Origin of the sequence: Streptomyces sp. GD-15H, from assembly GCF_045291515.1 — a bacterium.
Classification (GTDB): domain Bacteria; phylum Actinomycetota; class Actinomycetes; order Streptomycetales; family Streptomycetaceae; genus Streptomyces.
This window is the reverse complement of record NZ_CP149447.1, coordinates 2,876,194-2,899,549: the sequence shown is the minus strand read 5'-3', so window position 1 is coordinate 2,899,549 and position 23,356 is coordinate 2,876,194. Positions and strand designations below refer to the sequence as shown.

Here is a 23,356-nt window from a genome sequence, read left to right as displayed (position 1 = left end):
ATGTCGCCCCACGTCAAGCAGGCGCTGACGGACATCGCGGCCCAGGTCCTCGACCTCTCCGCCGCGCAGGCCGGCCGCGCCGGCCTGCGCGGCCTGGATCTCGACACGGCCGTGCGGATGACCGAGGTGGTCAACAGCCGCTTCGGCACCACGCTGCCGACGAGCGCGGTCACCGGGTCCGACGACCTCGACGGCCTCGCGGTACGGGTCGAGGCACAGCTGGCCGCCCAGGAGCCCGCCGACGCGGTCGCCGTGATCGGGATGCACTGCCGTGCGGCCGGCGCGGACGACCCCGACCAGCTGTGGGAGGTGGTCCGCGAGGGCCGCGACTGCACCACCGAGGTGACGGACCCGGTGGCGCTGGCGCTGTTCCGCGAGCACTTCCCGGACGCCGCGGTGCCGCGTTACGGCTCCATGGCCGGCACCGAACTGTTCGATCCGGCGTTCTTCCGCACCTCCCCGCACGAGGCCCGGGCGATGGACGCCGCGCAGCGCGTGCTGCTCGAATCCTCGTACCACGCGCTGGAGGACGCGGCGCTCGATGCCTCCGCCCTGCGCGGCGGCGCCGTCGCCACGGTGGTCGGCAGCACGGGGCTCGCGCCCCAGGCCGAGTACTCGGCGCACGCGCTGATGGGCGCGGACACCAGCATCATGGCCGCTCGTCTCGCCTACCACCTCGACCTCGCCGGGCCCGCCATGACGGTGGACACCGCCTGCTCGTCGTCCCTCGTCGCCGTGGACATCGCCCGCCGCCTGCTGCTGTCCGGCGAGACCGACCTGGCACTGGCCGGCGGCGTGTACCTCGCAAACCACCCCGGCACCTTCATCACCATGGAGGCGCTCGGCACGGTGTCGCCGAACCGGTGCTGCCGCCCCTTCGACGCCGACGCCGACGGCATGCTGCTCGGCGAGGGCGTCGGCGTCGTCGTCCTGAAGCGGCTGTCGGACGCGGTGCGCGACCACGACCGGATCCTGGGCGTCATCCGGGGCAGCGGCACCAACCAGGACGGCCGGACCTCCGGCATCACCTCTCCCAGCTCCCGCGCCCAGCGCGACCTGCTGCGCGGCGTCTACCGCCGTGCCGGCATCGACATGGGCCGCCTCGGTTACATGGAGGCGCACGGCACCGGCACGCGTCTGGGAGACCCCATCGAGGTGCAGGGCCTGGCCGACGCGTTCGCGGACTTCACCGATCGCCGGGAGTTCTGCGCCCTCGGCTCGATCAAGGCCAACATCGGCCACACGATGGGCGCCGCCGGTGTTCTCGGCTTGATCAAGGCGCTGCTGTGCCTGCGGCACGGCAAGCTGCCGCCCGCCGCCAACTTCCGCACCGGGAACAAGCACGCCGACTTCGCCGAGACCGCCGTGCGGGTCAACCGCGACCTGGCCGACTGGCCGGCACACGACGGTGCGCCCCGGCTCGCCGGCGTCAGCTCCTTCGGATACAGCGGCACCAACGCCCACGTGATCGTCGAGGAGTACCCCGAGCCCGCCCGCCGTTCCGTTCCCCGTCGCAGGCGGCAAATGGTGCCGCTGTCGGCCGTGAGCGAGACGCAACTGCGCACCAAGGCGCGGGAGCTGGCGGCCCGGCTCAGGAGCGGCGGCCTCGGCGACGACGATCTGCCGGACGTCGCCTACACGCTCCAGACCGGCCGGGAGCCGTTCGCGCAACGCCTCGCGGTGTGCGCCGACACCGTCGGCGAACTCGCCCAACGCCTGGAGGAGTTCGCCGCGGACGGGACCGCGGCGCCCTCCGTGCACCGTGGTCAGGCGCCCAAGCGGCGCACCCGGAACAGGGAGGACCAGCCCGTCGGCCGTGACCTGGACGCCCTCGCCGCGGCCTGGGTCACCGGGACCGACGTGGACTGGCCCCGCCTGCACACCGGCACGGCCCCGCGCCGCACAGGCCTGCCGCCCCACCCCTTCGAGCGCGAGACGTTCCCGCACGTCTGGGCGCAGGGCCCCGTCTCCGCCCCGGCGGCCCCTGCTCCGGAGACCGCCGACGCGAGCGCCGTGCCGTCCGTGATGGCGGCGCTCGACACGGCAGCGGAGGCCCAGCTGCGGGACGATCCCAAGGCCGGCGACCTCGAAGCCGCGCAACGCTCCGAGGTGATGGTGCGCGAACTCGCCACGGTCTGCCGCACCCTGCTGTTCGCCTCTCTGCGGCGCATGGACGCCTTGGCCGCGCCAGGCGAGCGCCACCGCCCCGAGGAGCTGGCACGGCGGCTGTCCGTCGTCCCCCAGCACCACCCGCTGTTCCAGGAGCTGCTCGCCGTCCTCACCGCCGCGGGCCTGCTGCGCGCCGAGGGGGAGGAGCTGGTCGCCACCGACCTGGGCACCGGCCCCGATCTCCTGGAGTGGACCCCGGAGCAGGTGACGGCCGTCACCGACGAGGTGGTGGCCCGGTACCCCGAGATGGGGGATACGCCCGGCTGCTGACGATGTGTCTGGAAGACCTGCCCGACGTGCTGACCGGGCGGAAGAAGGCGCACGAGGTGCTCTTCCCGGACGGCTCGTTCGACGCGGTCGAAGCCGTCTACCACAGCGACCACGACACCAACGGACTGGTCGCCCGGCTGGTCGCGGAGTATGTCCGGGCGCGCAGGGCCGCCGACCCCGGCGCCGCGGTGTCGGTCCTGGAGATCGGCGCGGGCACCGGCGGCACCACCGCCAAGGTGCTCCCCGCGCTGGACGGCCTCGGCGGCGGGCTGCGCTACATGTACACCGACATCTCCCGCGGTTTCACCCAGCACGGACGCAGCCGGTACGGCGCGGACCACCCCTTCGTTGATTTCCGGCCCCTTGACATCGAGCAGCCGCCCGCCGGCCAGGGCTTCGAGCCGGGCGCCTACGACATCGTTCTGGCCTGCAACGTTCTGCATGCCACCCGGCGGATCGACGACACGCTCGCCCATGCCCGGCAGCTGCTGCGCCCCGGCGGTGTGCTGATCGTGCTGGAGACCACCCGCAAACAGGACTTCTTCACAATGACCTTCGGCCTGATGAGCGGGTGGTGGGCGGCCGAGGACGACTGCCGGCTCCCTGGTTCCCCGTTGCTCAGCGTGCCGTTGTGGCGGCAGGCCCTGGAGCGGTCCGGTTTCCACCGGGTACGTGGCCTGTCGCCCGCCCCGGTGCGGGAGGACCGCGCGTTCCAGGCCGTGGTGCTGGCGGAGAAGGAGGGCGCCCGCCCGGTGGCGGCGGGGGAGGCCACGGACGCCGGCGAACCGGCTGCCGCCACGATCGCCGAGCCCACGACGGAGGCCGTGAGCGGGCCCGTCGACGAGGCCGCTGACCGTGTCACGGCCCCTGCGGGTGCGGATGCGGGTGAGGACACGGGCGGTACCGCTGACGGCGCGGCCTTCGGCAGCCCGCTGCAGGAGCGGGTCGCCGCCGCCTGGCAGGAGGTGCTGGGCCTGACCTCGGTCCGGCCGGACGACGACTTCCAGGACGTGGGAGGCGACTCGATCCTGCTGACCCAGATCATCTCCCGCCTGAAGAACGGTTTCCCGGTCGAACTCGACCTCGGAGAACTGTTCCAGGCCCGCACCCTCGCGGACATGGCCGGTCTCCTGGAGGCCGAACTCATCGAAAAAATAGACCAGTTGCCGGACGACGCGGTGAACACCCTGCTGGCGTGAGCGACGCGAAGCCCGTACGACCGAGAGGAGCCCTTCCCGCCATGTCCCACGACGACGCGCTCGCGTCCCGCAAGGCGAGGCTCTCCCCACAGAAGCAGGCCCTGCTGCAGAAGCTGGCCGGCGCGGCCCGAGAGACGGGTGCCACCGGCATCCCCCGCCGCCCGCCCGGCGGGCGGCCACCCCTGTCGTTCGCCCAGCGCAGGCTGTGGTTCCTCGACCAGATGGTGCCGGGCAGCCCGGCGTACAACGTGCCGATGAGCTTCCGCGTACGCGGGCCGCTGCGTCATGAGGTGCTGGAGCGGGCGGTGCGGGAAGTGGTGCGGCGTCATGAGGCGCTGCGCACCCGCCTGCCCAGCGAGGACGGCGAACCGTGGCAGGAGATCCTCGACGACCTGCACGTTCCGGTGAAGCTGGTGGATCTCAGCGACGATCCCGCCCGGCTCGACGCCCTGGTCTTCGAGGAGGCCCGCCGCCCGTTCGACCTGGCGACCGGTCCGCTGCTGCGGGTCACGTCGTACCGGCTCGGGCCCGAACTGCACGTGGTCCTCCTCAACGCCCACCACGTCGTGGTCGACGGTTGGTCGCTGGGCCTGTTCTGGCAGGAGCTGTTCACCCTCTGCGAGGCCTTCGCGGCCGACAGACCCTCGCCCTTGCCCGAGCCGCGGATCCAGTACGCCGACTTCGCCGTCTGGCAGCGGGGGCACATGGCGGGGGAGCGGCTGGAGAGCCAGCTGTCCTACTGGCGCGAACAGCTCGGCGACGGCACCGAGAGCCTGGAACTGCCGCTCGACCGCCCCAGGCCCCCGGTGCAGACCTTCTCCGGCGGTGACCTCCGGGTCGTCTACCCGGGCCGGGTGCGCGACGAGCTGCTCGCCCTGTGTCGGCGTGAGGGCGTCAGCCTGTTCGTCGTCCTGCTCGCCGCGCTGAACGTGCTGTTGCACCGCTGCACCGGCCAGACCGGCATCCCGGTCGGGTCTCCGGTCACCAACCGCACCCACGTGGACATCGAGCCGCTCATCGGCATGTTCGTCAACACCCTGGTGTACCGCACGGACCTGTCCGGCGACCCTGACTTCCACGAGGTGCTGCGCCGGGTGCAGGGCGTCGTCAACGACGCCCAGCAGCACCAGGAAGTGCCGTTCGAAGCCCTGGTGGACGCGTTGCAGCCGGAGCGCTACCTGTCACAGAACCCACTGTTCCAGGTCTGCTTCAACTTCCTGCCCGCCCGCCCCCTGCAGACCGGTTCCGAACTCGTCATCGAGGCGATCGAGGGCGTACGGAACGCCACCGCCAAGTTCGACCTGTGGATCAGCGTCATCGACCGTTCGGACGAGCTGCTGGTCGAGGTCGAGTACAACGCCGACGTGTTCGACCCGGACACCGTCCGCCGGCTGATGGAGGCCTACCGGGCCGTGCTGGGCTCGGCGATCGCCGAGCCCGGGCGCCGCGTGTCCGAACTGGAGATCCTCTCCGACGCCGAGCGCCGCAGGATCGTCGAGGAGTGGAACGACACCGCTCGCTTCTTCGAGGGCGCGGACCGCTGCCTGCACGAACTGATCGCCGAGCAGGCGGCCCGCACCCCCGGCGCCACCGCGCTCGTCCTCGACGGAGAGCGGCTCAGCTACGCCGGCCTGGAGGAGCGGGCGGAGCGGCTCGCCCGCTGGCTGCGCCGGAACGGAGCAGGTCCGGAGCGGTTCGTCGCCGTGTGCGCCGAGCGGTCCCTGGAACTGGTCGTCGCCCTGCTGGGCGTTTTGAAGGCGGGCGCCGCCTACGTGCCGCTCGACCCCGAGTACCCGGTGGACCGACTGGACTTCATGCTCGCCGACAGCGCCCCCGCGATCCTGCTCACCCAGGAACACCTGCGGGACCGGCTGCCGCACACCACCGCCACGGTCCTCGCCCTCGACGCCGGCTGGGAGCAGACGGCCGAGGCGTCCGGAGACCCGCTGCCGCGGGATGCGGGCCCCGACACCCTCGCCTACATGATCTACACCTCCGGGTCGACGGGCCGGCCCAAGGGGGTGCTCAATACTCACCGCGGCATCGTCAACCGCTTGCTGTGGATGCAGGACCGCTACCGCCTCGACGACACGGACCGCGTGCTGCAGAAGACGCCGTGCAGCTTCGACGTGTCGGTGTGGGAGTTCTTCTGGCCACTGATGACCGGCGCCGCGCTGGTACTCACCCCGCCCGGGGAGCACCGGGACCCGGTCGCACTGGCCGCCCTCATGCACCGCGAGCGCATCACCACGGCACACTTCGTGCCGTCCATGCTCCAGGTCTTCCTGGAGCAGGACGGCCTCGAGGAGACCTGCACCCGGCTGCGCCGGGTGCTGTGCAGCGGAGAGGCCCTGCCGTTCAGCCTGCAGGAGCGGTTCTTCGGCCGGCTGCCGGACACCGAGCTGCACAACCTCTACGGACCCACCGAAGCGGCCGTCGACGTGACCGCCTGGCAGTGCGTTCCCGGTGACCCACGGGGCGTCGTGCCGATCGGCCGCCCCCTCGCCAACACCCGCGTCCTGGTGCTGGACCGGCACCTCAACCCGGTGCCCGTCGGTGTCGTCGGCGAACTCCACATCGGCGGCGTGCAGGTGGCCCGTGGGTACCACAACCTGCCCGAACTGACCGAGGAGCGCTTCGTCCCCGACCCGTTCGGCGCCCCCGGCGACCGGCTCTACAAAACCGGCGACCTGGCGCGGCTGCTGCCCGAGGGGGCGATCGAGTACCGCGGCCGGGCCGACTTCCAGGTGAAGATCCGCGGAATCCGGATCGAGCCCGGTGAGGTCGAGGCCGCGCTGACCCGGCACCCGGAGGTGCGTGAGGCGGCCGTCGTCGCCCGCGGCGACGAACACGACACGGACCGCAAGCAGCTGGTCGCCTACGTCGTCCCCACGCCTCGCCCCACGGCGGCCGAGGAAGAGCCGGCCGACCCTGCCGAGGGACAGGTCGACACCTGGGCAGCCGTGTTCGACGAGGCATACGCCAAGGGGGACGGGGCACACGCCGCGGACTTCAACATCACCAGCTGGAACAGCAGTTACACCGGTGAGCCGCTGTCCGCCGCGGAGATGCGGGAGTGGGTCGAGGGCACGGTCGAACGCATCCTCGCCCTGAAACCCCGCCGCGTTCTGGAGATCGGCTGCGGCACGGGCCTGCTGTTGTCCCGCATCGCTCCGCACTGCGAGGCCTACCACGGCACCGACATCTCCGCCGCCGCCCTCGACTTCGTACGCACCCGTCTTGTCGCCCAACGGCCCGAACTGGCGGGCGTGACGCTCTCCCGGAACCCCGCCGACGGCATCGCGGGAGTGTCCGACGAGCCGTTCGACGTGGTGATCCTCAATTCCGTCGTCCAGTACTTCCCCGACGTCGACTACCTGCGCACGGTCCTGGACCGGGCCGTGGCCGCCGTGGGCGACGAGGGCACGGTCTTCGTGGGGGACGTACGCAACCTGGCCCTGATGGAGACCTTCCACACCGAGGTGGAGCTGCACCGCGCCCCGGCCAAGCTCACCGCGGCCCGGCTGCGTGCCCGTGTCGTCCGGCAGATCCGGCAGGAGCAGGAACTGCTGGTGCACCCCGCGTTCTTCACCTCGCTCCTCCAGGACAGCCCCCGGATCGCCGAGGTGGACGTGGACCTGCGCCGCGGCGTCCACCGCAACGAGCTGACCCGCTACCGCTACGACGCGGTCCTCCACGTCGGCGAGGAGGCGGCGGACGCCGTCGCCGACATCCGCGTCGTCGACTGGCGGGACGACCTCGACCCGGACGCGATCCGCGCCCGGCTCACCGCTCAGCGGCCCGAGGCCCTGGCGGTGCTCGGCGTGCCCAACGCCCGGCTGGCCGTAGCCCACCACAAGCGTCAGGCGCTGTCCGCGAAGGACGGGCAGGAACTGGTCGGCGAGCTGCTGCGCGACCCGGTACTCGGCCCCGGGTCCGGCGTCGACCCGGAGCAGTGGTGGCTGCTCGGCGAGGCCACCGGGTACCGGGTGCGGGTGTCGTGGATGCCGGAGGCGGCCGACGGCAGCTACGCCGTGCTGTTCAGCCGCACCGGCACCCATCGGCTGCCGCTGCCGCACCACCGGCCAAAACCTCCGGCCAACGACCCGGCGTTCCAGCACCGGGCGGCCCGGCTGGCGCGCGACCTGCGCCAGCACCTCAAGGACCGGCTGCCGGACTACATGGTCCCCACCGCCGTCATGCCGCTGCGCGCCCTCCCCGTCGGCGTGAACGGCAAACTCGATCGCGACGCGCTTCCCGCGGTCGACCTCGGCGACGCCCAGGCCGGCACCGACACGCCGACCACCCCCACCGAACAGGCGCTGGCGGAGCTGTGGTCAGAGGTCCTCGGCATCGACGAGGTCGGCGTGCACACCAACTTCTTCGAACTCGGCGGCGACTCGATCCACACCATCCAGATCGTGGCCAGAGCCGGCCGCCGGGGTTTCGAACTCACCCCGCAGATGGTCTTCCAGCACGGCACGGTCGCGGCTCTGGCCGCCGCCCTGGACAAGTCGACGGGCGCGGCCGACGCCGCCGCTGTGACGACGGGCGCATCCGCGGACGCCTCGGACAACCCGCCGGACGCGTCGCACGACGCCCCTGACGTGGTCGACGTCTATCCGCTCTCCCCGTTCCAGCAGTGGGCCCTGAAGGAGTGGCGCGAACACCCCCGGCCGGGACTGTTCCTGGTGCACCGCCTGCAGATCCTGCGGCTGCCCGAGATCGACACGGACCTGTTCACCGACAGCCTGCGCCGCGTGATCGACGAGTTCCCGTTGATGCGGACCAGCTTCCGCTGGGAAGGCGTGCCGGAACCGGTGCAGGTCGTGCACGCGGCAGCGGATCCGGAGGTGGTGTTCGCCGACTGGCGGGACATCCCGGACGAGGAGCAGGACGCCCGCCTGGAGCAGTACCTGCGCGCGGACCGCGAGCGGGGCCTGGACCTCCGTACGCCGAACGGGCTGCGCTATCTGCTCACCCGGCTGGACGCGGACACCGCCCTGGTGGCGGTGAGCCTCAACTACTTCTGCCTGGACGGCTGGAGCTACGAGATCGTCACCGACCGTCTCCAGGAGCTGCTGGACTCCGGTGCCACCGGGCGGCCCCCGGCCCCGACCGCCGAACGCCTGCCGTTCCGTGACTTCGTCGAGGCCGCGCGCACCCAGGACCGGGGCCCGGCCGAACGCTACTGGCGACAGGCGCTGGAGGGACTCACCCGGCCCTTCTCGCTCTCCCGCGGCCTGCGCCGACACCTGCCCCCGGCACCGGCCGAGAGTGGTTACGCACGCCAGGTGATCACACTGGAACCGGGAACCATGCTGTCCCTGCGGCAGCTCGCCCAGCGGCACCGGCTGTCCCTCAACGCGCTGTTCCAGGGCGCCTGGGCGCTGACCAACGCAGCCCTGAGCGATTCCGAGGACGTGGTGCACGGCGTGCTGACGACCGGACGGTCCGTGCCGGTCGCCGACCCGCAGGCGCTCGCCGGCATGGTCGGCCCCGCGTTCGCCATCCTGCCGCTGCGCACCCGCCTGCGGGCCGGGCAGGACGCCGCGGAGTTCCTGCGCACCCTCTTCGCGGGGCTGGTGGAGATGGGAAGTCATGAAACCCTGTCCCTGGACGCCGTACTCGCCCTGAGCGACCTGCCCGAGGGCACGCTGCCCTGCGAGAGCTACGTGGTCTTCCAGAACATCGGCGTGGACGGCATGGAACGCTCCGGCACGGCCTTCTTCGTCTCCAAGATGGGCTTCCCGCTGCGGCTGGACGTCTTCCCCACCAACGCCACCACCATCCACCTGTCGTACTACCGCGAAGTGATCCCGGACTCCGGAGCCCGCCGCCTGCTCACCGGGTTGTGTGCGGTGCTCGCGGCCATGCTGGACGGCCTCGACCGCCCGGTCGACGCGCTCCTCGAGGCGGCGCGGCAGGACGGGCCGCCCCGGCCGGCCTGGAGGCCTTCCACGAGGACGAGTTCCGCGTCGTCGATGTCCGGCGGCAGCAGGAAGGGGACCGCGTGTGATGCCGCCCGTCGTCTTCCAGTTCTCCGGCCAGGGCTCCCAGTACCGCCGGATGGGACTCGGCCTGTACCGGAGCGAGCCGGTGTTCCGCGACACGCTGGACCGGCTCGACTCCGTGGCCCGCGACGAGCTCGGCGCGTCGGTGCTGGCCGAGATGCACGACGAACGGCGCAGGACGGAGGCGTTCGACGATATCCGCTTCACCCACCCGGCCATTGTCATGGTGGAGCTCGCCCTCGCCGACACCCTGATCCACCACGGCGTCGAGCCCGACCTGCTGCTCGGCGCCAGCCTGGGCGAGTTCACGGCGGCCGCGGTGGCCGGCGCCCTGGACACCGAGCAGTGCCTGCGCCTGGTGGTCCGGCAGGCGCGCCGACTGCGGTCCGCGCGGCGCGGTGGAATGCTCGCCGTCCTCGCCGACGAGGAACTGCACCGGCGCGTCCCGGTACTGCGTGACCGCACCGAGATCGCAGCCCGCAACTACCCCGGCCACTTCGTGGTCGCGGGGACCGAGGAAGCCCTCGACGCGGCGGAGGACGAACTGCGTCTGCGCGACGTGGTCTGTCACCGGGTGCCGGTCTCCTACCCGTTCCACTCGTCCCTGATGGAGGAAGGGGAAGCGGCGTTCCGGGACCTCATGGCCGAGGCCGACTTCCGGCCGCCGCGCCTGCCCGTCGTGTCCTGCGTCACCGGCGCCGAGGTCGGCCGGATGACGGTCGACCACCTGTGGAACGCGGCCCGCCTGCCCATCGAGTACGCCGCCACGCTCACCGCGCTGGAGCGCCGAGGCCCGCACCACTACCTCGACCTCGGCCCCTCCGGAACGCTCCACAACTTCGTCCGCGGCGGTCTGCGGGACGGCTCCCACTCCCGGTCGTACGCCCTGCTCGGCCCGCTGGCCGACGACGCCCGGCAGCTGGCAGCCGTACGTGCCGCGCTCCCCGCGCGGCGCCGGACCCACATCGCATCCAAGGACGGAACCATGAAGGTCTGTGGATTTCCCGGCCAGGGCAGCCAGGCCAAGGGCATGGGCAGGGACCTCTTCGACGCGTTTCCCGAGGAGACGGCGACTGCCGACCGGGTGCTCGGCTACTCGATCCGGGAGCTGTGCCTGGAGGACCCGCGCCGGGAACTGAAACTCACCCAGTTCACCCAGCCGGCGCTGTACGTGGTGTCCGCGCTGACGTGGCTGCACCGGCTGCGGGAGGATCCCCGGCCGCCGGACTACCTGATCGGGCACAGCCTCGGTGAATACGGCGCGCTGTTCGCGGCGGGAGCCTTCGACTTCGAGACCGGCCTGAGGCTGGTGCGGCGGCGCGGCGAGCTGATGAGCCGGGCCGACGGCGGCCGGATGGCGGCCGTCCTCGGATGCGACCTGGAGCGCGTGGAGCAGGCGCTCGCCGAGCAGGGGGTGACCGGCCTGGACATCGCCAACCACAACGCCCCCACCCAGTTCGTGCTCGCCGGCCCCGCGGACGAGATCGAGCAGGCCAAGAGCGTCTTCGAGGGCCTGGGCGCGCACTTCCTGACACTCAACGTCAGCGCCCCGTTCCACTCCCGCACGATGCGCCCGGTCGCCGAGGAGTTCGCCCGCTACCTGGACGGCTTCACCCTGCGCGACCCCCGTATACCGGTCATCGCCAACACGGACGCCCGTCCCTACCGGCCCGGTGAGGTACGGAGCACGCTGGTCCGGCAGATCCACTCGCCGGTGCTGTGGACCGACTCCGTGCGCTATCTGATGGGCCGGGGCGACTTCGAGTTCGAGGAGCTCGGCCCTGGTGCGGTCCTGCACAAACTGGTCACCCGCATCAGGTCGGAGGCCTCGCCGCTTCCTGCCGGGGAACCCCCGCGGCACCGGTCCGCCCAGGCAGCTCCGCCGGAGCGGCAAGCGGTGGCGGAACCCGTTCGGCACCGGTCCGCGGAGGGACCCCTGCCGGACCGCCCCGCGGTGGAGGTGGTCGGTGCCCACCGTGCGCAACCGGCGGCCACGGCGGCCTCCGCCGCCGACTCCCCGACCGGCACCGCCTCACCGTGCCACGCCGCGGCGGCACCGAGCCCGTCCTCGAGTGTTCCGGCCGCGCGGCGGGCACCGGACGGGCCCTTCGGACCGGCTGCGGCGCCGGCCGGCCCCGGCCGCTCCGTCCCGTACGGCCGGCGCGTGTCCGACCGCACCGCCGAGCACGGCCGGCCCGTGCCCTCCGACCGCTTCGCCGTGCCCGATCGCAGTGTCGACCAGGACCGGCCCCTTCCCGGTCACCCCGTCGTTCCCGGCCGGCGCGCGCCCTTCGATCCCCTCGCCGCCGGTGGCCCCGGTGACCTCCCCCTCGCTTCCCACCGCACCACCGGATCCGACCGTTCGGGCCTGGAGGGCGCCGCCGCGGCGGCGCAGGTGGCGGGTTCCCGGCCCGGAACTGGCGGCGGGGCTCGGGCCGAGACGCTGGGAACCGTCTCCTTCCGGGAGCGCTACGGCCTGCGGTACGCCTATCTCGCGGGCTCCATGTACGGAGGTGTGTCGGGTTCGGAGCTGCTGACCCGGCTCGCCAAGGCCGGTGCCATGGGGTTCTACGGCACCGGCGGTGTGGCCCTGCCCGAAGTGGAGGAGCAACTGGTCCGCCTGGGTGACCAGTTGGGTACCGACGGCGCGTACGGGGCCAACCTGCTGCACAGCCCGGCCGATCCCGGGCGGGAGTCGGCGCTCGTGGACCTGTTCCTGCGCACGGGCGTCGGCACCGTCGAGGCCTCGGGATTCCTGCGGATCACCCCCGCGCTGGTGCGCTACCGCCTCGCTGGTGGCCGGGTGCTGGCCAAGGTGTCCAGCACCGACATGGCGGCCGCTTTCCTCGCCCCACCGCCCCGGCCGCTGGTCGAGCGCCTGGTGGCCGAGGGGCAGGTGGACGCCCGGGACGCCGAGCGCCACGGCCGCCTGCCCATGGCCGACGACCTCTGCGTCAAGGCCGGCTCGGCCTGGTTCGACGACGCGGTAGGCAGCCTCACCGCCCTGTTGCCCGCGGTGCTCCGCCTGCGCGACGAGCGCACCGGGTCCGGGCCTCGGGTGCATGTCGGCGCGGCCGGCGGGATCAGCACTCCGGAGGCCGCTGCCGCCGCGTTCATGATGGGCGCCGACTTCGTGCTGACCGGTTCCGTCAACCAGTGCACACCGCAGGCCGTCACCAGTGCCGAGGTCAAGGATCTGCTCCAGCGGCTCGACGTGTACGACGTGGCCCTCACGCCGGCCCCGGAGATGTTCGAACTCGGCATGCGGGTGCGAGCGGTCAGGCGCGGGGTGTTCCTTCCGGCCCGCGCGGCGAAACTGCACGACCTGTGGGCTCGGCACGAATCCTTCGAGGACATCGACGGGCCGACCCGCCGACAGATCGAGGAGAGTTTCCTGCGCGGCGCGTTCGAGGAGGCCGCGGCGGGCGCGACCGGTGACGCCAAGGCCCGGATGGCCGCCGCCTTCCGGACGTATCTGGACCGCGGGTTCGACCTGGCACGGCGGGGCGAGCCCGGCCGGCGGGTCGACTACCTCGTCTACTGCGGGCCCGCGATGGGCGCGTTCAACGCCTGGGTGGCCGGGACCGAACTCGCTTCCTGGCAGGCGCGGGACGTCGACACGGTCGCCGAACATCTGATGGCCGAGACCGCGGACCTGCTCCGCAGCCGGGCCGCCACCTTCACGGGCGGCTGCTGAGGCCGGCGGAAGCCCGCACCGCATCCGCCGGACGACTCCGGCATCCGTACCGACAGTCGGCACAGCGAGAAAGAGGGACGAGCGTGGCTTCGCACGAGGGCACCGAGGGAACCGGTGTCGTCGACGGCACGAACGCGACCGACGCGGACATCGCCATCGTGGGCATGGCCGGTCCGATCAAGACGGTCCTGACGCTCCGGCACCGCGCCCTCGTCCCCAGCCTCAACTTCGAGTCCTCCGACCCGGAGGTCGACTTCGCGGTGGGCCCCTTCCACGTCAACACCGAGACCAGACCGTGGCCGGCCGGTGCGACGCCGCGCCGGGCCGGAGTCAGCTCGTTCGGCGTGGGCGGCACCAACGCCCACGCCGCCCTGGAGGAGCCGCCCGCATCCGCCCCGCGTCCCGGGACCCGGGCCGCCGGGCCGCGGCTGCTCGTGCTGCCGGCCCGCAGCGCGGTCCCCCTCGACACGGCGACCGCCCGCCTCGCCCGGCACCTGCGGCAGCACCGGGACCTCGACCTGACGTACGTGGCCCAGACGCTCGCCCTGGGCCGCCGGATCCCCGGCCACCGGCGGGCGCTGGTCGTCACCGACGTGCGGGACGCGGCGCTCGCCCTGCCCTCGGCGACGAGGCCCGGATCCTCACCGCGACCGCGGCCGGCACGCGGCCGGTGCTGTTGCTCGACGGCTCCGCCGCCGTGTCGCGGGAGCACACCGAGGACCTGCAGGAACGCGTACCGGCCTTCCGGGAGCACCTCGCGCGCTGCGCCGAACGCCTCGGCGCCCCCGACGCCGCCACTCTGCCGGCAGCCGGCTGTCCTGGCGGCCTTCGCGGTGCAGTACACCACCCCGCGGACGCTCACCGGGTGGGGGTGCGCGCCGCGGTGTCCGTCACCGGCGCCGACGACCTTCCCGGACAGGTTCGCACCCTCCCGGCGGACGACGACCTCCCGCCGCAGCGGACCGTGGCGGAGGCCGACGTCGCCCTGCCACTGGTGCCCGACGGCGGCACCGCAGCCCCGAGGGACACCGGAACGGCCAGAGACGCGTCTCGCGACGTGCCCAGCGCGCGGCCGCCCGCAGGGACGGGGCCTGACGCATGCGCATGACCGTCGTGACGTGTGGGCGGGCGGCCGGGCCGGGCGCAGGGAAGGAGCAACGGTGACCGGTCCGACCGAGTGCCATGTCTGGCTGGCCCCCGTCCTCGCGGATCCCGCCCTGCTGGATTTCCTCGACCCCGGGGAGCGGGAGCGCGTCCGGGGTCTGCTCCTCGAGGAGGCCAGGACTCTCTCCACCACTGCCCATGCCCTGCTCCGTCTGGTCGTGGCGGCACGGACCGGGGTCGAGCCGCGGCAGGTCCGGCTGGTGCGGACCTGCCGCGGCTGCGGGGGCGCGCACGGCAAACCGCGCCTCGCGGACCCGCCCGCGGACCTGGAGTTCTCTCTGTCGCACTGCGCGGACCTGGTCGCCGTCGCGGTCACCGTCGGCCGCCCGGTCGGGGTGGACATCGAGACCGTCGGGCATCTCGACGGCGACCGCGCCCGGCTGCCCCGCGTGGTGCTGTCCGAGACCGAGCAGCGTGTGCTGGCTGCGCAGCCGACGGCCCGCGCACCGGGCGCGTTCACCCGTTACTGGGCGCGGAAGGAAGCCGTCCTGAAGGCCACCGGCGACGGGCTGACGGTCAACCCGGCCGACCTCACGGTGAGCGGCCCCGACACGCCGGCGACTCTGCTCGGCTGGCGCGGCCGTCCGCACGACCGCGCGCCCCTTCCGCTCGCCGATGTGGCGGCGGGCCCGGACCACCGGTGCGCCGTCGCGTTCGTCGGCCCTCATGCGCCCGGTTTCCGGGTGGTGCGCCACTGGCTCCCGGACGTCCGTGACGCGGTCGCCCCGTCCCTCAGATCCCCAACTCCTGCGCCAGCAACGCCGCTTGCCCCCGGTTGCGCAGCCCCAGCTTCCCCAGCAGGCGGCTGACGTGGGTCTTCACCGTGGCCTCCGCCATGTCGAGGCGCTCCGCGACGGCGGCGTTGGACAGGCCCTCGCCGAGACAGGACGGCACCTCCCGCTCGCGCCGGGTGAGGGAGTCCAGCACCGCCGGACCGACCGTGGACCCGCGGGCGGGCTTCGCGGCGAACTCGGCGATCAGCCGCCGGGGCACGGCCGGGGCGACGGTCCCCTCCCCGCGCGCCACCGCGCGCACGGCCTCGACGAGGTCCTTCGCCTCCGTGTTCTTCAACAGGAACCCCGAGGCCCCGGCCCGCAGCGCCCCGAAGACGTACTCGTCGAGATCGAAGGTGGTCAGCACCAGCACGTCGGCGAGTTCCTCCGCGACCACCTGCCGGGTGGCCGACACCCCGTCCAGGCGCGGCATCCGCACATCCATCAGCACCACGTCCGGGCACAGATCACGGGCGAGCGCCACCGCCTGCTCACCGTCCGCCGCCTCACCCGCCACCTCGATGTCGGGCGCACTGCGCAGGATGAGCACCAGCCCGGCGCGGACGGCGGACTGGTCCTCGACGCCCAGGACGCGGATCGTTCGGTCCCTCCTCGGGGAACGTCGGTGACGGGAAGGGTGGCGCGGACGACCCAGAGCTTGCCGCCGGCGCCGTCCGCGGCGTTCTCCGGGCCGGCCTCGAAGGTGCCGTGCAGCAGCGCGGCACGCTCCCGCATCCCGACGAGCCCGGCCCCGGAGCCCGGCGCGCGTGGGGTGTCCCGGCCGCCGTAGGGGCTGGTCACCCGCAGCTCGAGGGCGCCGTTCCGCCCGCGCAGCCACACCGTCGCCGCGCCCTGCGCGGCGTGCTTGAGCGCGTTGGTCAGGCAGGTCGCCGGCATCCACGGCCTGATCATCCTGACGTACTGGCTCTGGCCGAAGAAGGCTCCGGCGGGCGAGGGGCGGGCGGACCGGGACGGTCTCGCCGAGTCGGAGAAGAGCGTCCGCCGGTGAGCCCGGCCGGGCCGTCGGGACAGACGCCCGGCCGGCCCGCTGCCGTCGCCCCTCAGCGCTCGCCGCCCGGTACCCACAGGATGTCGCCGGTCTCCTTGTTGGCGGTGCGGGCCAGGATGAAGAGGAGGTCGGAGAGGCGGTTGAGGTAGGTGGCGGTGAGGGGGTTCATGGTGTCGCCGTGCGCCTCCATGGCCGCCCAGGTGGAGCGCTCCGCGCGGCGGACGACCGTGCAGGCCTGGTGCAGCAGGGCGGCGCCCGCCGTGCCTCCCGGGAGGATGAAGGAGCGCAGCTTCTCCAGCCGCTCGTTGAAGTGGTCGCAGTCCGTCTCCAGCCGGTCCACGTAGAACTGCTCGACCCGCAGCGGCGGGAACTCCGGGTTCTCCACGACCGGTGTCGACAGGTCGGCGCCCACGTCGAACAGGTCGTTCTGCACACGGGTGAGCACCTGGACGACCTCCTCGTCCAGGGCGCCCAGCGCGATCGCCGTGCCGATCACCGCGTTCGCCTCGTTGGCATCGGCGTAGGCGGCGATGCGCAGGTCGGTTTTGGCGACCCGGCTCATGTCACCGAGGTTCGTGGTGCCCTTGTCGCCGGTCTTCGTGTAGATGCGTGTCAGGTTGACCATGCGGTCAGCCTAGTGACGCCCCGGCCGTCCGGACACCGGTGTGCCGACCGTCACGGCGAGCACCACGGCCGGGCGGCCCGGTGGGCGGGTGCGTCCGGTGTGTGTGGGGGCGGTCCGCCGTGACGGCCGGTCTCGTGGGGGGCGAAGTGCCGTGTCAGATCCCGCAGGTGGGGGCGGACCAGTACGGGGACGGGTCGAAGGCCACGTGGGTGTGGTCGTTGTGGCCGGGGTAGCCGGGGCCGAGGATCTCGGAGAAGCCGTGGACCCTGGACTGCCGGGCGAGGGTGCACAGGCTCGGCGAGCCGACGAGGTCGGCCGCGTCGCCGTAGAGGTGACGGCTGGTCGAGGAGCCGCCGACCGCCCTGTTGCAGGCGTAGGAGCGGAAGCCGCTGGAGATGGTGATCGGCACGTCACCGAGCGCGTGCCGCATCGCCTCCAGCTTCCACATGGTCTTCAGTGCGTTCGCCCTGGCGGTGGCCGCCGAGACCGCGCCGCCCGACCAGTCGGAGTTGCACTTGTTGAGTTCGGCGTAGCTGAAGTGGATGGGCGTGCAGTCGGAGTCCTGGAGTGCGTAGATCTTGTTGAAGGTCTGCGAGCCGGCGACACCGTCGGCGGTCAGTCCGTACGCCGACTGGAACTTCTTGACGGCGGCGGCGGTGCGGGCACCGTACTGGCCGTCGTAGGAGAGCCGCTCGCCCGAGGTCACCCAGCCGGCGACCCGGATCTGCAGTTGCGTCACATCGCTGCCGGAGGAGCCCTGGGACAGGGTGCGGTTCCAGGTGTAACACGTGTCGGCGTGCGCCGTGCCGGCGGTGGCGCTCACCCCGAGAACCGTGCCCGCCATGACCATGACAAATGAAAGAAGGATGCGCGTCGCGCGTCTCAGCATTCCGGCCTCCCGACCGTCCGTCGCTGGGTGGAGTGGTACCGCCGCCCGGACGGTACCCGTCGACCAGCGTGCGGCACAGTGCTACATGCGTCAACAATCTGTGGATGAATAACTGGAGTTGACGGTGGGGAGGGTTGGTGATCGGATCCCGTCGGCCGCCGGTGGCGGCTCCGCCGTACGGGCCGGCGAACCCGAGGGCCCTGAAAGCGCCGGGAGTGATGGGCGTCTCACTGCGTGAGACGTGACACGCATTACTAACCCCTCACACATCCGCTCGCGAGCGCTAGTGTCCGCGAGTGACGTAGAGGAACAGCGCGTGAGTGTTTCGAAGGGGAGTCGCACAGTGGCACGGAAGCTCGCCGTCATCGGGGCCGGTCTCATGGGGTCCGGAATCGCCCAGGTCTCCGCCCAGGCGGGCTGGGACGTCATCCTGCGCGACGTCACCGACGAGGCGCTCACGCGAGGTACCGACGGAATCAAGTCGTCGTACGACAGGTTCGTGAGCAAGGGCAGGCTCGAGGCCCACGACGCCGACGCGGCTCTCGCCCGGATCACCGCGACCACCGACCTGGACGCCTGTGCGGACGCGGACGTCGTGGTCGAGGCGGTCTTCGAGGAGCTCGAGGTCAAGCACGAGATCTTCCGCGCCCTCGACAGGATCGTGCGCGACGACGCCGTGCTCGCCTCCAACACCTCCGCCATCCCGATCACCAAGATCGCGGCCGTGACGGAGCGTCCCGAGCGGGTCGTCGGCGCGCACTTCTTCTCGCCGGTGCCGATGATGCAGCTGTGCGAACTGGTCCGCGGCTACAAGACCAGCGACGAAACCCTCGCCACCGCGCGGGAGTTCGCCGAGTCGGTCGGCAAGACCTGCATCGTCGTCAACCGCGATGTGGCCGGCTTCGTGACCACCCGCCTCATCAGCGCCCTCGTCGTCGAGGCCGCGAAGCTCCACGAGTCGGGTGTGGCGAGCGCCGAGGACATCGACCTGGCCTGCAAACTGGGCTTCGGCCACGCCATGGGGCCGCTGGCCACCGCCGACCTGACCGGCGTCGACATCCTGCTGCACGCCACCGGGAACATCTACACCGAGTCCCAGGACGAGAAGTTCGCCCCGCCCGAGCTGATGCGCCGGATGGTTGACGCCGGTGACATCGGCCGGAAGAGCGGGCAGGGCTTCTACACGTACTGATCATCCCGAATCCCCCGGCGCCCCTCACGCGCCGGGGTGAATTCGGTATCGGTTCGCTTACGCGGGGCAACCTCTGCGGGCTCCACGCAGTCAGAGGTTGCATCACTGTCAGCAAAAACGTGAGAAACCTGAAAAACGCGGAGCACGGCACGCACGGGGAGCGCATATGCATATCAGGGGCGACCACGCCGAACTGGTCGTCGGGGGCCGCCTCGACGTCCGCAGCGCGGCGGACGCCCGTACGGTCCTGCACTCGGCCGTCGACGACGGAGTCGGCGATCTGCTGCTGGACCTGTCCGAACTGGACTCCTGGGACGCCACCGGACTCGGCGTGATCATGGGGGTCCACCGACGGGCCGGCCGCTGCGGCCGACGGCTGGTGCTGCGCGACGTACCGCCGCAGCTGCAACGCCTGTTGGTGGCCACCCGGCTGCACCGGATCCTGGCGATCGAAGGAGGTATCGGGGTGGACACGCTACCCCGTGTGTGAGGTCCGTACGGGGCCGGACCGGACGACCGGCAGGACCCGGGCCGACCCTGGGCCACTCGTGTGGATCATGCCGGGCTCGCGGGGCCTGATCCGAACGAAAGACCCTGGCGAACCGTGCGACGCGCGCACAATCCTCACGAGACTGTGATGTCTCGGACCGAGCGGCACCCCGGACTGTCGTAGATACTGGGAGAAGGTTTAGGGTTCGGCTGCCCGCTGCCTCGCCAACCCTCGAGCGGGCCCGGACCAGAAGCGACAGCGCGGTGTGCAGCAAGGCCGGGAGGGGCTTGGACCCAGGCACACGACGCTTTTGGGGGCTAGAACCTTATGGACCCGAACAACCCGGGACCCGAGGAGTACGGTCGTGAGGGTGACGGGCACGCGCCGCGGCAGCGCCCGCTCAGGGAATCCCTCACGTCCGACTTCGGGCAGCCCGCGCCCGCGCTCGCCCGCACGGCGCAGCTCATCTCCGGCGACTTCCTGCTCACCGTCAACCCCGTCGACGGCAGCGAGATAGAGCGCTGCCCGCCCGCCGAGCGGCCCGCACGCCCCGTGAAGCTGACGGAGGCCGAGCGCGCCGAGCACGAGCGGTCCGCCCGACCGCCCGTCCCACCCGGCCCGGCCCGGCCCGAGCTGCCGCTGACGGCCCGCCAGGACGAGCGCGAGAAGCTGGTCCGGCTGCTCGCCCGCGGCCGCTCCGTGCGCCTCACCGGTCCTGCGGGCTCCGGCCGCACCCGGTTGCTCGACACCGTCGCCGAGGACTGCGCGGACCTCGCCCCCGACGGCGTCGTCCGCCTGGGCGGCCTGCGCCGCAGCGCCGACGACCTGCTGTACGACCTCTTCCACGCCGTGCACAGCGCGCCGCTGTACCGCCCCGACCGGGACGAACTCGCCGACTGCCTCCGTGAGGTGGGCGCGGTCGTCGTCCTCGACGACCTCGGGTTCGGCGGCGCCGCCCTCGACGAACTGCTGGACGCGACCCCCGAGTGCGCCTTCCTGCTCGGCGCCACCCCGGACGTGCCCGCCCCGTCGGCTGAGTCCGGCGTCGAGGAGGTCGTCCTCGAGGGACTCGACCGCGCGGCCGGTCTCGACTTGCTGGAGCACGCCGTCGGCCGGAGCCTCACCGAGGACGAGTCGAACTGGGCCGGTGACCTCTGGTTCGAGTCCGAGGGCCTGCCACTGCGCTTCGTCCAGGCCGGTGCCCTGCTGCGGCAGCGCGACCGGCTGCGCGTCGGCACCAGTGCCGTCGACGAGTTCGGCGTCTTCGAGGACGCCTGGCCCGGCGAACTGTCCGACGACGCCGTCGACGGTGACGAGATCCCGCTGCCCTCGCTCGGCGAGGCGGCCGCTCCCGCCCCACTGCTCGCGGCACGGCTCAGCGCCTCCGCCCGCGCCACCCTGCGGTTCGCCGTCGCGCTCGGCGGCGAACTCCCGCACCAGGCGCATCTGCCCGCGCTGGTCGGCGACACCCACGCCGACGCCGCGCTCGGCGAGCTGGCCGCCTGCGGACTGGTCGCTCCGGCCGGCTCCGCTACCGGCTCGCCGCCGGCGTACCGGCCCAACTGGAGGCCGCCGGGTACACCGACGGGGTGGAGGCGCAGGCGCGCACCGCTGCCCGGCACTACGCCTGGTGGGCCGGACATCCCTCGGTCACCCCGGAACGGGTCTGCGCCGAGGCCGACGCGGTGCTCGCCGCGCTCGCCGTGCTGTCGCCGCTCGCCTCGGCCGCCGGCGAGGGCGAGGCCGACGTGGCGGTGCAACTGGCCCGCACCGCCGCACCCGCGTTCGCCGCGGGCCTGCACTGGAGTGCCTGGGAACGGGCCCTGCGGGCCGGCGCGGAGGCGGCCCGGCTCGCCGGGGACGTGGGGAGGAGGCCTACTTCCACCACGAGCTCGGCATCCACGCCCTGTGTGCGGGAGAGCTGGACCGGGCCCGTGCCGAACTGGAGGCCTCCATCGGTCTGCGCGGGGCCGTCGCCGACAAGCGCGGTACCGTCGCCGGACGCCGTGCGCTGGCGCTGGTCGCCGACCGCTCCGGCATCCCGCCGGCGCTCGCGCCGACCGCGGGGGAGGAGGTGCCGGACGCCCACTACGAGGAGTCGGCCTCGCCGCCCCGCGGGATGCCGACGGCCTTCCCGGAGCTTCAGCCGCCCGCCGACACCGGCCTGATCGTCCACCGCGTCCCGCCCGTGCCCAGGCCCGCGTCCGAGCAGGAGGCCGGCGTCGGTCTGAAGGGCATGGCCCGGCGCAACCTCGTGGCGGCCGGCGCGGGCGCGCTGCTCGTCGCGGTGCTGGGCACGGTGGTCACCCTCGGAGCCACCTCGGAGAACGACGCCGGTAAGCCGTCGGAGAACGTGGGCGTCAACCCGTCCGCGAGCCAGGGCGTCGACGACGGCAGCCTGGGCGCGGACCGGCGGACCGACGAGGGCGGCGACACCGGTGACACCGGTGACGCCACCAGCCGGCCGACCGACCCCGGCGCGGACGGCACCCTCGGCACCTCCGACGACCCGACGCCGACGGCCACGGAGTCGGGTGAGGCCTCGGCCGGTCCGAGCGACACCGGGAAGCCGGACGACTCGACGACCGAGTCCTCCACGCCGTCGAAGCCGGCGTCCTCGTCCGCGAAGCCGCCGACGTCGCCCAAGCCGACCGAGTCCACCGGCAAGCCGGCCGAGCCGACGGACGAACCGACCGTGCCCACGGACGAGCCGACCACCCCGACGACGGAACCTACGGACGAAACCCCGCCGCCGGAGACGTCCGACTCGGCGAGCGGCCCCACTTTCTCCACCCCGGCGGAGACGGAGCCGGGGACGAGCAGTTCGGCGAGCGCCCCGCAGAGCAGCGAGGCGGGCACACCGAGCAGCTCCGGGACGATGGTGATCTGACGCCCCCGGGCGTTCACGGACGCCCGGGGACGCTTTCGGGCATGTGCGAGGGGCCGGATTCCCGTCAGGAACCCGGCTCCTCGCGTGGGCCGTGACGCCGCTCAGAACAGGCGCAGTTTGTCGTCCTCGATACCCCGCATGGCGTTGTAGTCGAGGACCTGGCAGCCGATGCCCCGGTCGGTGGCGAGCACACGGGCCTGTGGCTTGATCTCCTGGGCCGCGAACACGCCGCGCACCGGGGCGAGATGCGGATCGCGGTTCAACAGCTCCAGATAGCGCGTGAGTTGCTCCACGCCGTCGATCTCACCGCGCCGCTTGATCTCCACCGCGACGGTCTGTCCTTCGGCGTCGCGGCAGAGGATGTCGACGGGGCCGATGGCGGTCATGTACTCGCGGCGGATGAGGGTGTAGCCCTCGCCGAGCGTCTCGATGCGGTCCGCGAGCAGCTCCTGGAGGTGTGCTTCCACGCCGTCCTTGATCAGGCCGGGGTCGACGCCCAGTTCGTGCGAGGAGTCGTGCAGGACCTCCTCCATCGTGATGATGAGTTTCTCGCCCGCCTTGTTGACGACGGTCCAGATCCCCTCCTCGTCGCCGCTGCCCTCTTTGAGGGTGCAGGGCGGTGACATCCAGTTCAGGGGTTTGTAGGCCCGGTCGTCGGCGTGGATCGAGACGCTTCCGTCCGCCTTGACCAGGATCAGGCGGGGTGCCGAGGGCAGGTGCGCGGTGAGCCGCCCGGCGTAGTCCACGGAGCAGCGGGCAATGACGAGACGCATGGTCGGCAACGCTACTCGACAGGCCGCGGTCGATGCGATTCGCCCGACCTCACGAGTGACTCGGAACCGAGTCACAGGGGCCACTCCAGGCCCTCCCGATGTGTCCTGTATCTCCTGGAAAACACGTGTTCGATGATGGCCGATTCCCGGCCCACAGCAAGTCCCGCATCCGGGGATTCTCCTGGTGCGGTCACGGTCCGAT

At 72.5% G+C, this 23,356-nt stretch carries 11 protein-coding genes and 3 pseudogenes; 9 read left to right on the top strand and 5 right to left on the bottom strand.

What is annotated here, in order from left to right; all coding sequences use genetic code 11:
* The 5 genes and pseudogenes from WJ438_RS13420 (at nt 1) to WJ438_RS13400 (ending at nt 15,322) form a co-directional block, all read left to right on the top strand.
* Nucleotides 1-2,439, top strand: a complete 2,439-nt coding sequence (locus WJ438_RS13420; protein ID WP_406725443.1) for a beta-ketoacyl synthase N-terminal-like domain-containing protein — start codon at nt 1-3, stop codon at nt 2,437-2,439.
* A gap of 2 nt (nt 2,440-2,441) precedes the next feature.
* Nucleotides 2,442-3,638 (top strand): methyltransferase, encoded by a 1,197-nt coding sequence (locus WJ438_RS13415; RefSeq protein WP_406725442.1) that lies wholly within the window; start codon nt 2,442-2,444, stop codon nt 3,636-3,638.
* 41 nt (nt 3,639-3,679) lie between these two features.
* A pseudogene (locus WJ438_RS13410) lies at nt 3,680-9,532 on the top strand (amino acid adenylation domain-containing protein); the annotation flags it as partial.
* 124 nt (nt 9,533-9,656) lie between these two features.
* Entirely contained in the window at nt 9,657-13,349 is a 3,693-nt protein-coding gene (fabD, locus tag WJ438_RS13405; protein WP_406725441.1) for an ACP S-malonyltransferase, read from the top strand.
* A gap of 83 nt (nt 13,350-13,432) precedes the next feature.
* Entirely contained in the window at nt 13,433-15,322 is a 1,890-nt protein-coding gene (locus WJ438_RS13400; RefSeq protein WP_406725440.1) for a ketoacyl-synthetase C-terminal extension domain-containing protein, read from the top strand.
* On the opposite strand, the gene WJ438_RS13395 is transcribed toward WJ438_RS13400, so the two are convergent.
* Both WJ438_RS13395 and WJ438_RS13390 read right to left on the bottom strand, forming a co-directional pair.
* Entirely contained in the window at nt 15,246-15,884 is a 639-nt protein-coding gene (locus WJ438_RS13395) for a response regulator (protein WP_406729674.1), read from the bottom strand. The genes WJ438_RS13400 and WJ438_RS13395 overlap by 77 nt on opposite strands.
* Nucleotides 15,885-15,895: 11 nt before the next feature.
* Nucleotides 15,896-16,168 (bottom strand): annotated as a pseudogene (locus tag WJ438_RS13390) (two-component sensor histidine kinase); the annotation flags it as partial.
* Between WJ438_RS13390 and WJ438_RS13385 the strand changes: the two are divergent.
* Nucleotides 16,161-16,295, top strand: coding sequence for a hypothetical protein (locus WJ438_RS13385; RefSeq protein WP_406725439.1), 135 nt, complete (start codon nt 16,161-16,163; stop codon nt 16,293-16,295). The pseudogene WJ438_RS13390 and the gene WJ438_RS13385 sit on opposite strands and share 8 nt — an antisense overlap.
* Before the next feature lie 52 nt (nt 16,296-16,347).
* On the opposite strand, the gene WJ438_RS13380 is transcribed toward WJ438_RS13385, so the two are convergent.
* Nucleotides 16,348-16,920: a cob(I)yrinic acid a,c-diamide adenosyltransferase gene (locus WJ438_RS13380; RefSeq protein ID WP_406725438.1), complete on the bottom strand. Its 573-nt coding sequence runs from the start codon at nt 16,918-16,920 to the stop codon at nt 16,348-16,350.
* A 154-nt stretch (nt 16,921-17,074) separates the two neighbouring features.
* Nucleotides 17,075-17,809 (bottom strand): D-Ala-D-Ala carboxypeptidase family metallohydrolase, encoded by a 735-nt coding sequence (locus WJ438_RS13375; RefSeq protein WP_406725437.1) that lies wholly within the window; start codon nt 17,807-17,809, stop codon nt 17,075-17,077.
* A gap of 343 nt (nt 17,810-18,152) precedes the next feature.
* Between WJ438_RS13375 and WJ438_RS13370 the strand changes: the two genes are divergently transcribed.
* The 3 genes and pseudogenes from WJ438_RS13370 to WJ438_RS13360 all read left to right on the top strand — a co-directional run bounded on the left by WJ438_RS13370 (nt 18,153) and on the right by WJ438_RS13360 (nt 22,381).
* Nucleotides 18,153-19,001, top strand: a complete 849-nt coding sequence (locus WJ438_RS13370; RefSeq protein WP_406725436.1) for a 3-hydroxyacyl-CoA dehydrogenase family protein — start codon at nt 18,153-18,155, stop codon at nt 18,999-19,001.
* Nucleotides 19,002-19,167: 166 nt separating this feature from the next.
* Entirely contained in the window at nt 19,168-19,491 is a 324-nt protein-coding gene (locus WJ438_RS13365) for an STAS domain-containing protein (protein WP_363037596.1), read from the top strand.
* Between the two features lie 327 nt (nt 19,492-19,818).
* Nucleotides 19,819-22,381 (top strand): annotated as a pseudogene (locus WJ438_RS13360) (ATP-binding protein).
* A gap of 101 nt (nt 22,382-22,482) precedes the next feature.
* Here WJ438_RS13360 and nucS read toward each other — a convergent pair.
* Complete coding sequence (nucS, locus tag WJ438_RS13355) at nt 22,483-23,154, bottom strand: endonuclease NucS (RefSeq protein ID WP_406725435.1); 672 nt, start codon at nt 23,152-23,154, stop codon at nt 22,483-22,485.
* Between the last annotated feature and the right edge of the window lie 202 nt (nt 23,155-23,356).

What these genes read in the sequence shown, in the direction of transcription:
- WJ438_RS13420 (WP_406725443.1), top strand. Translation starts at nt 1, where the DNA reads ATGTCGCCCCACGTCAAGCAGGCGCTGACGGACATCGCGGCCCAGGTC.
- WJ438_RS13415 (WP_406725442.1), top strand. Translation starts at nt 2,442, where the DNA reads ATGTGTCTGGAAGACCTGCCCGACGTGCTGACCGGGCGGAAGAAGGCG.
- fabD (WP_406725441.1), top strand. Translation starts at nt 9,657, where the DNA reads ATGCCGCCCGTCGTCTTCCAGTTCTCCGGCCAGGGCTCCCAGTACCGC.
- WJ438_RS13380 (WP_406725438.1), bottom strand. Translation starts at nt 16,920, where the DNA reads ATGGTCAACCTGACACGCATCTACACGAAGACCGGCGACAAGGGCACC.
- WJ438_RS13375 (WP_406725437.1), bottom strand. Translation starts at nt 17,809, where the DNA reads ATGCTGAGACGCGCGACGCGCATCCTTCTTTCATTTGTCATGGTCATG.
- WJ438_RS13365 (WP_363037596.1), top strand. Translation starts at nt 19,168, where the DNA reads ATGCATATCAGGGGCGACCACGCCGAACTGGTCGTCGGGGGCCGCCTC.
- nucS (WP_406725435.1), bottom strand. Translation starts at nt 23,154, where the DNA reads ATGCGTCTCGTCATTGCCCGCTGCTCCGTGGACTACGCCGGGCGGCTC.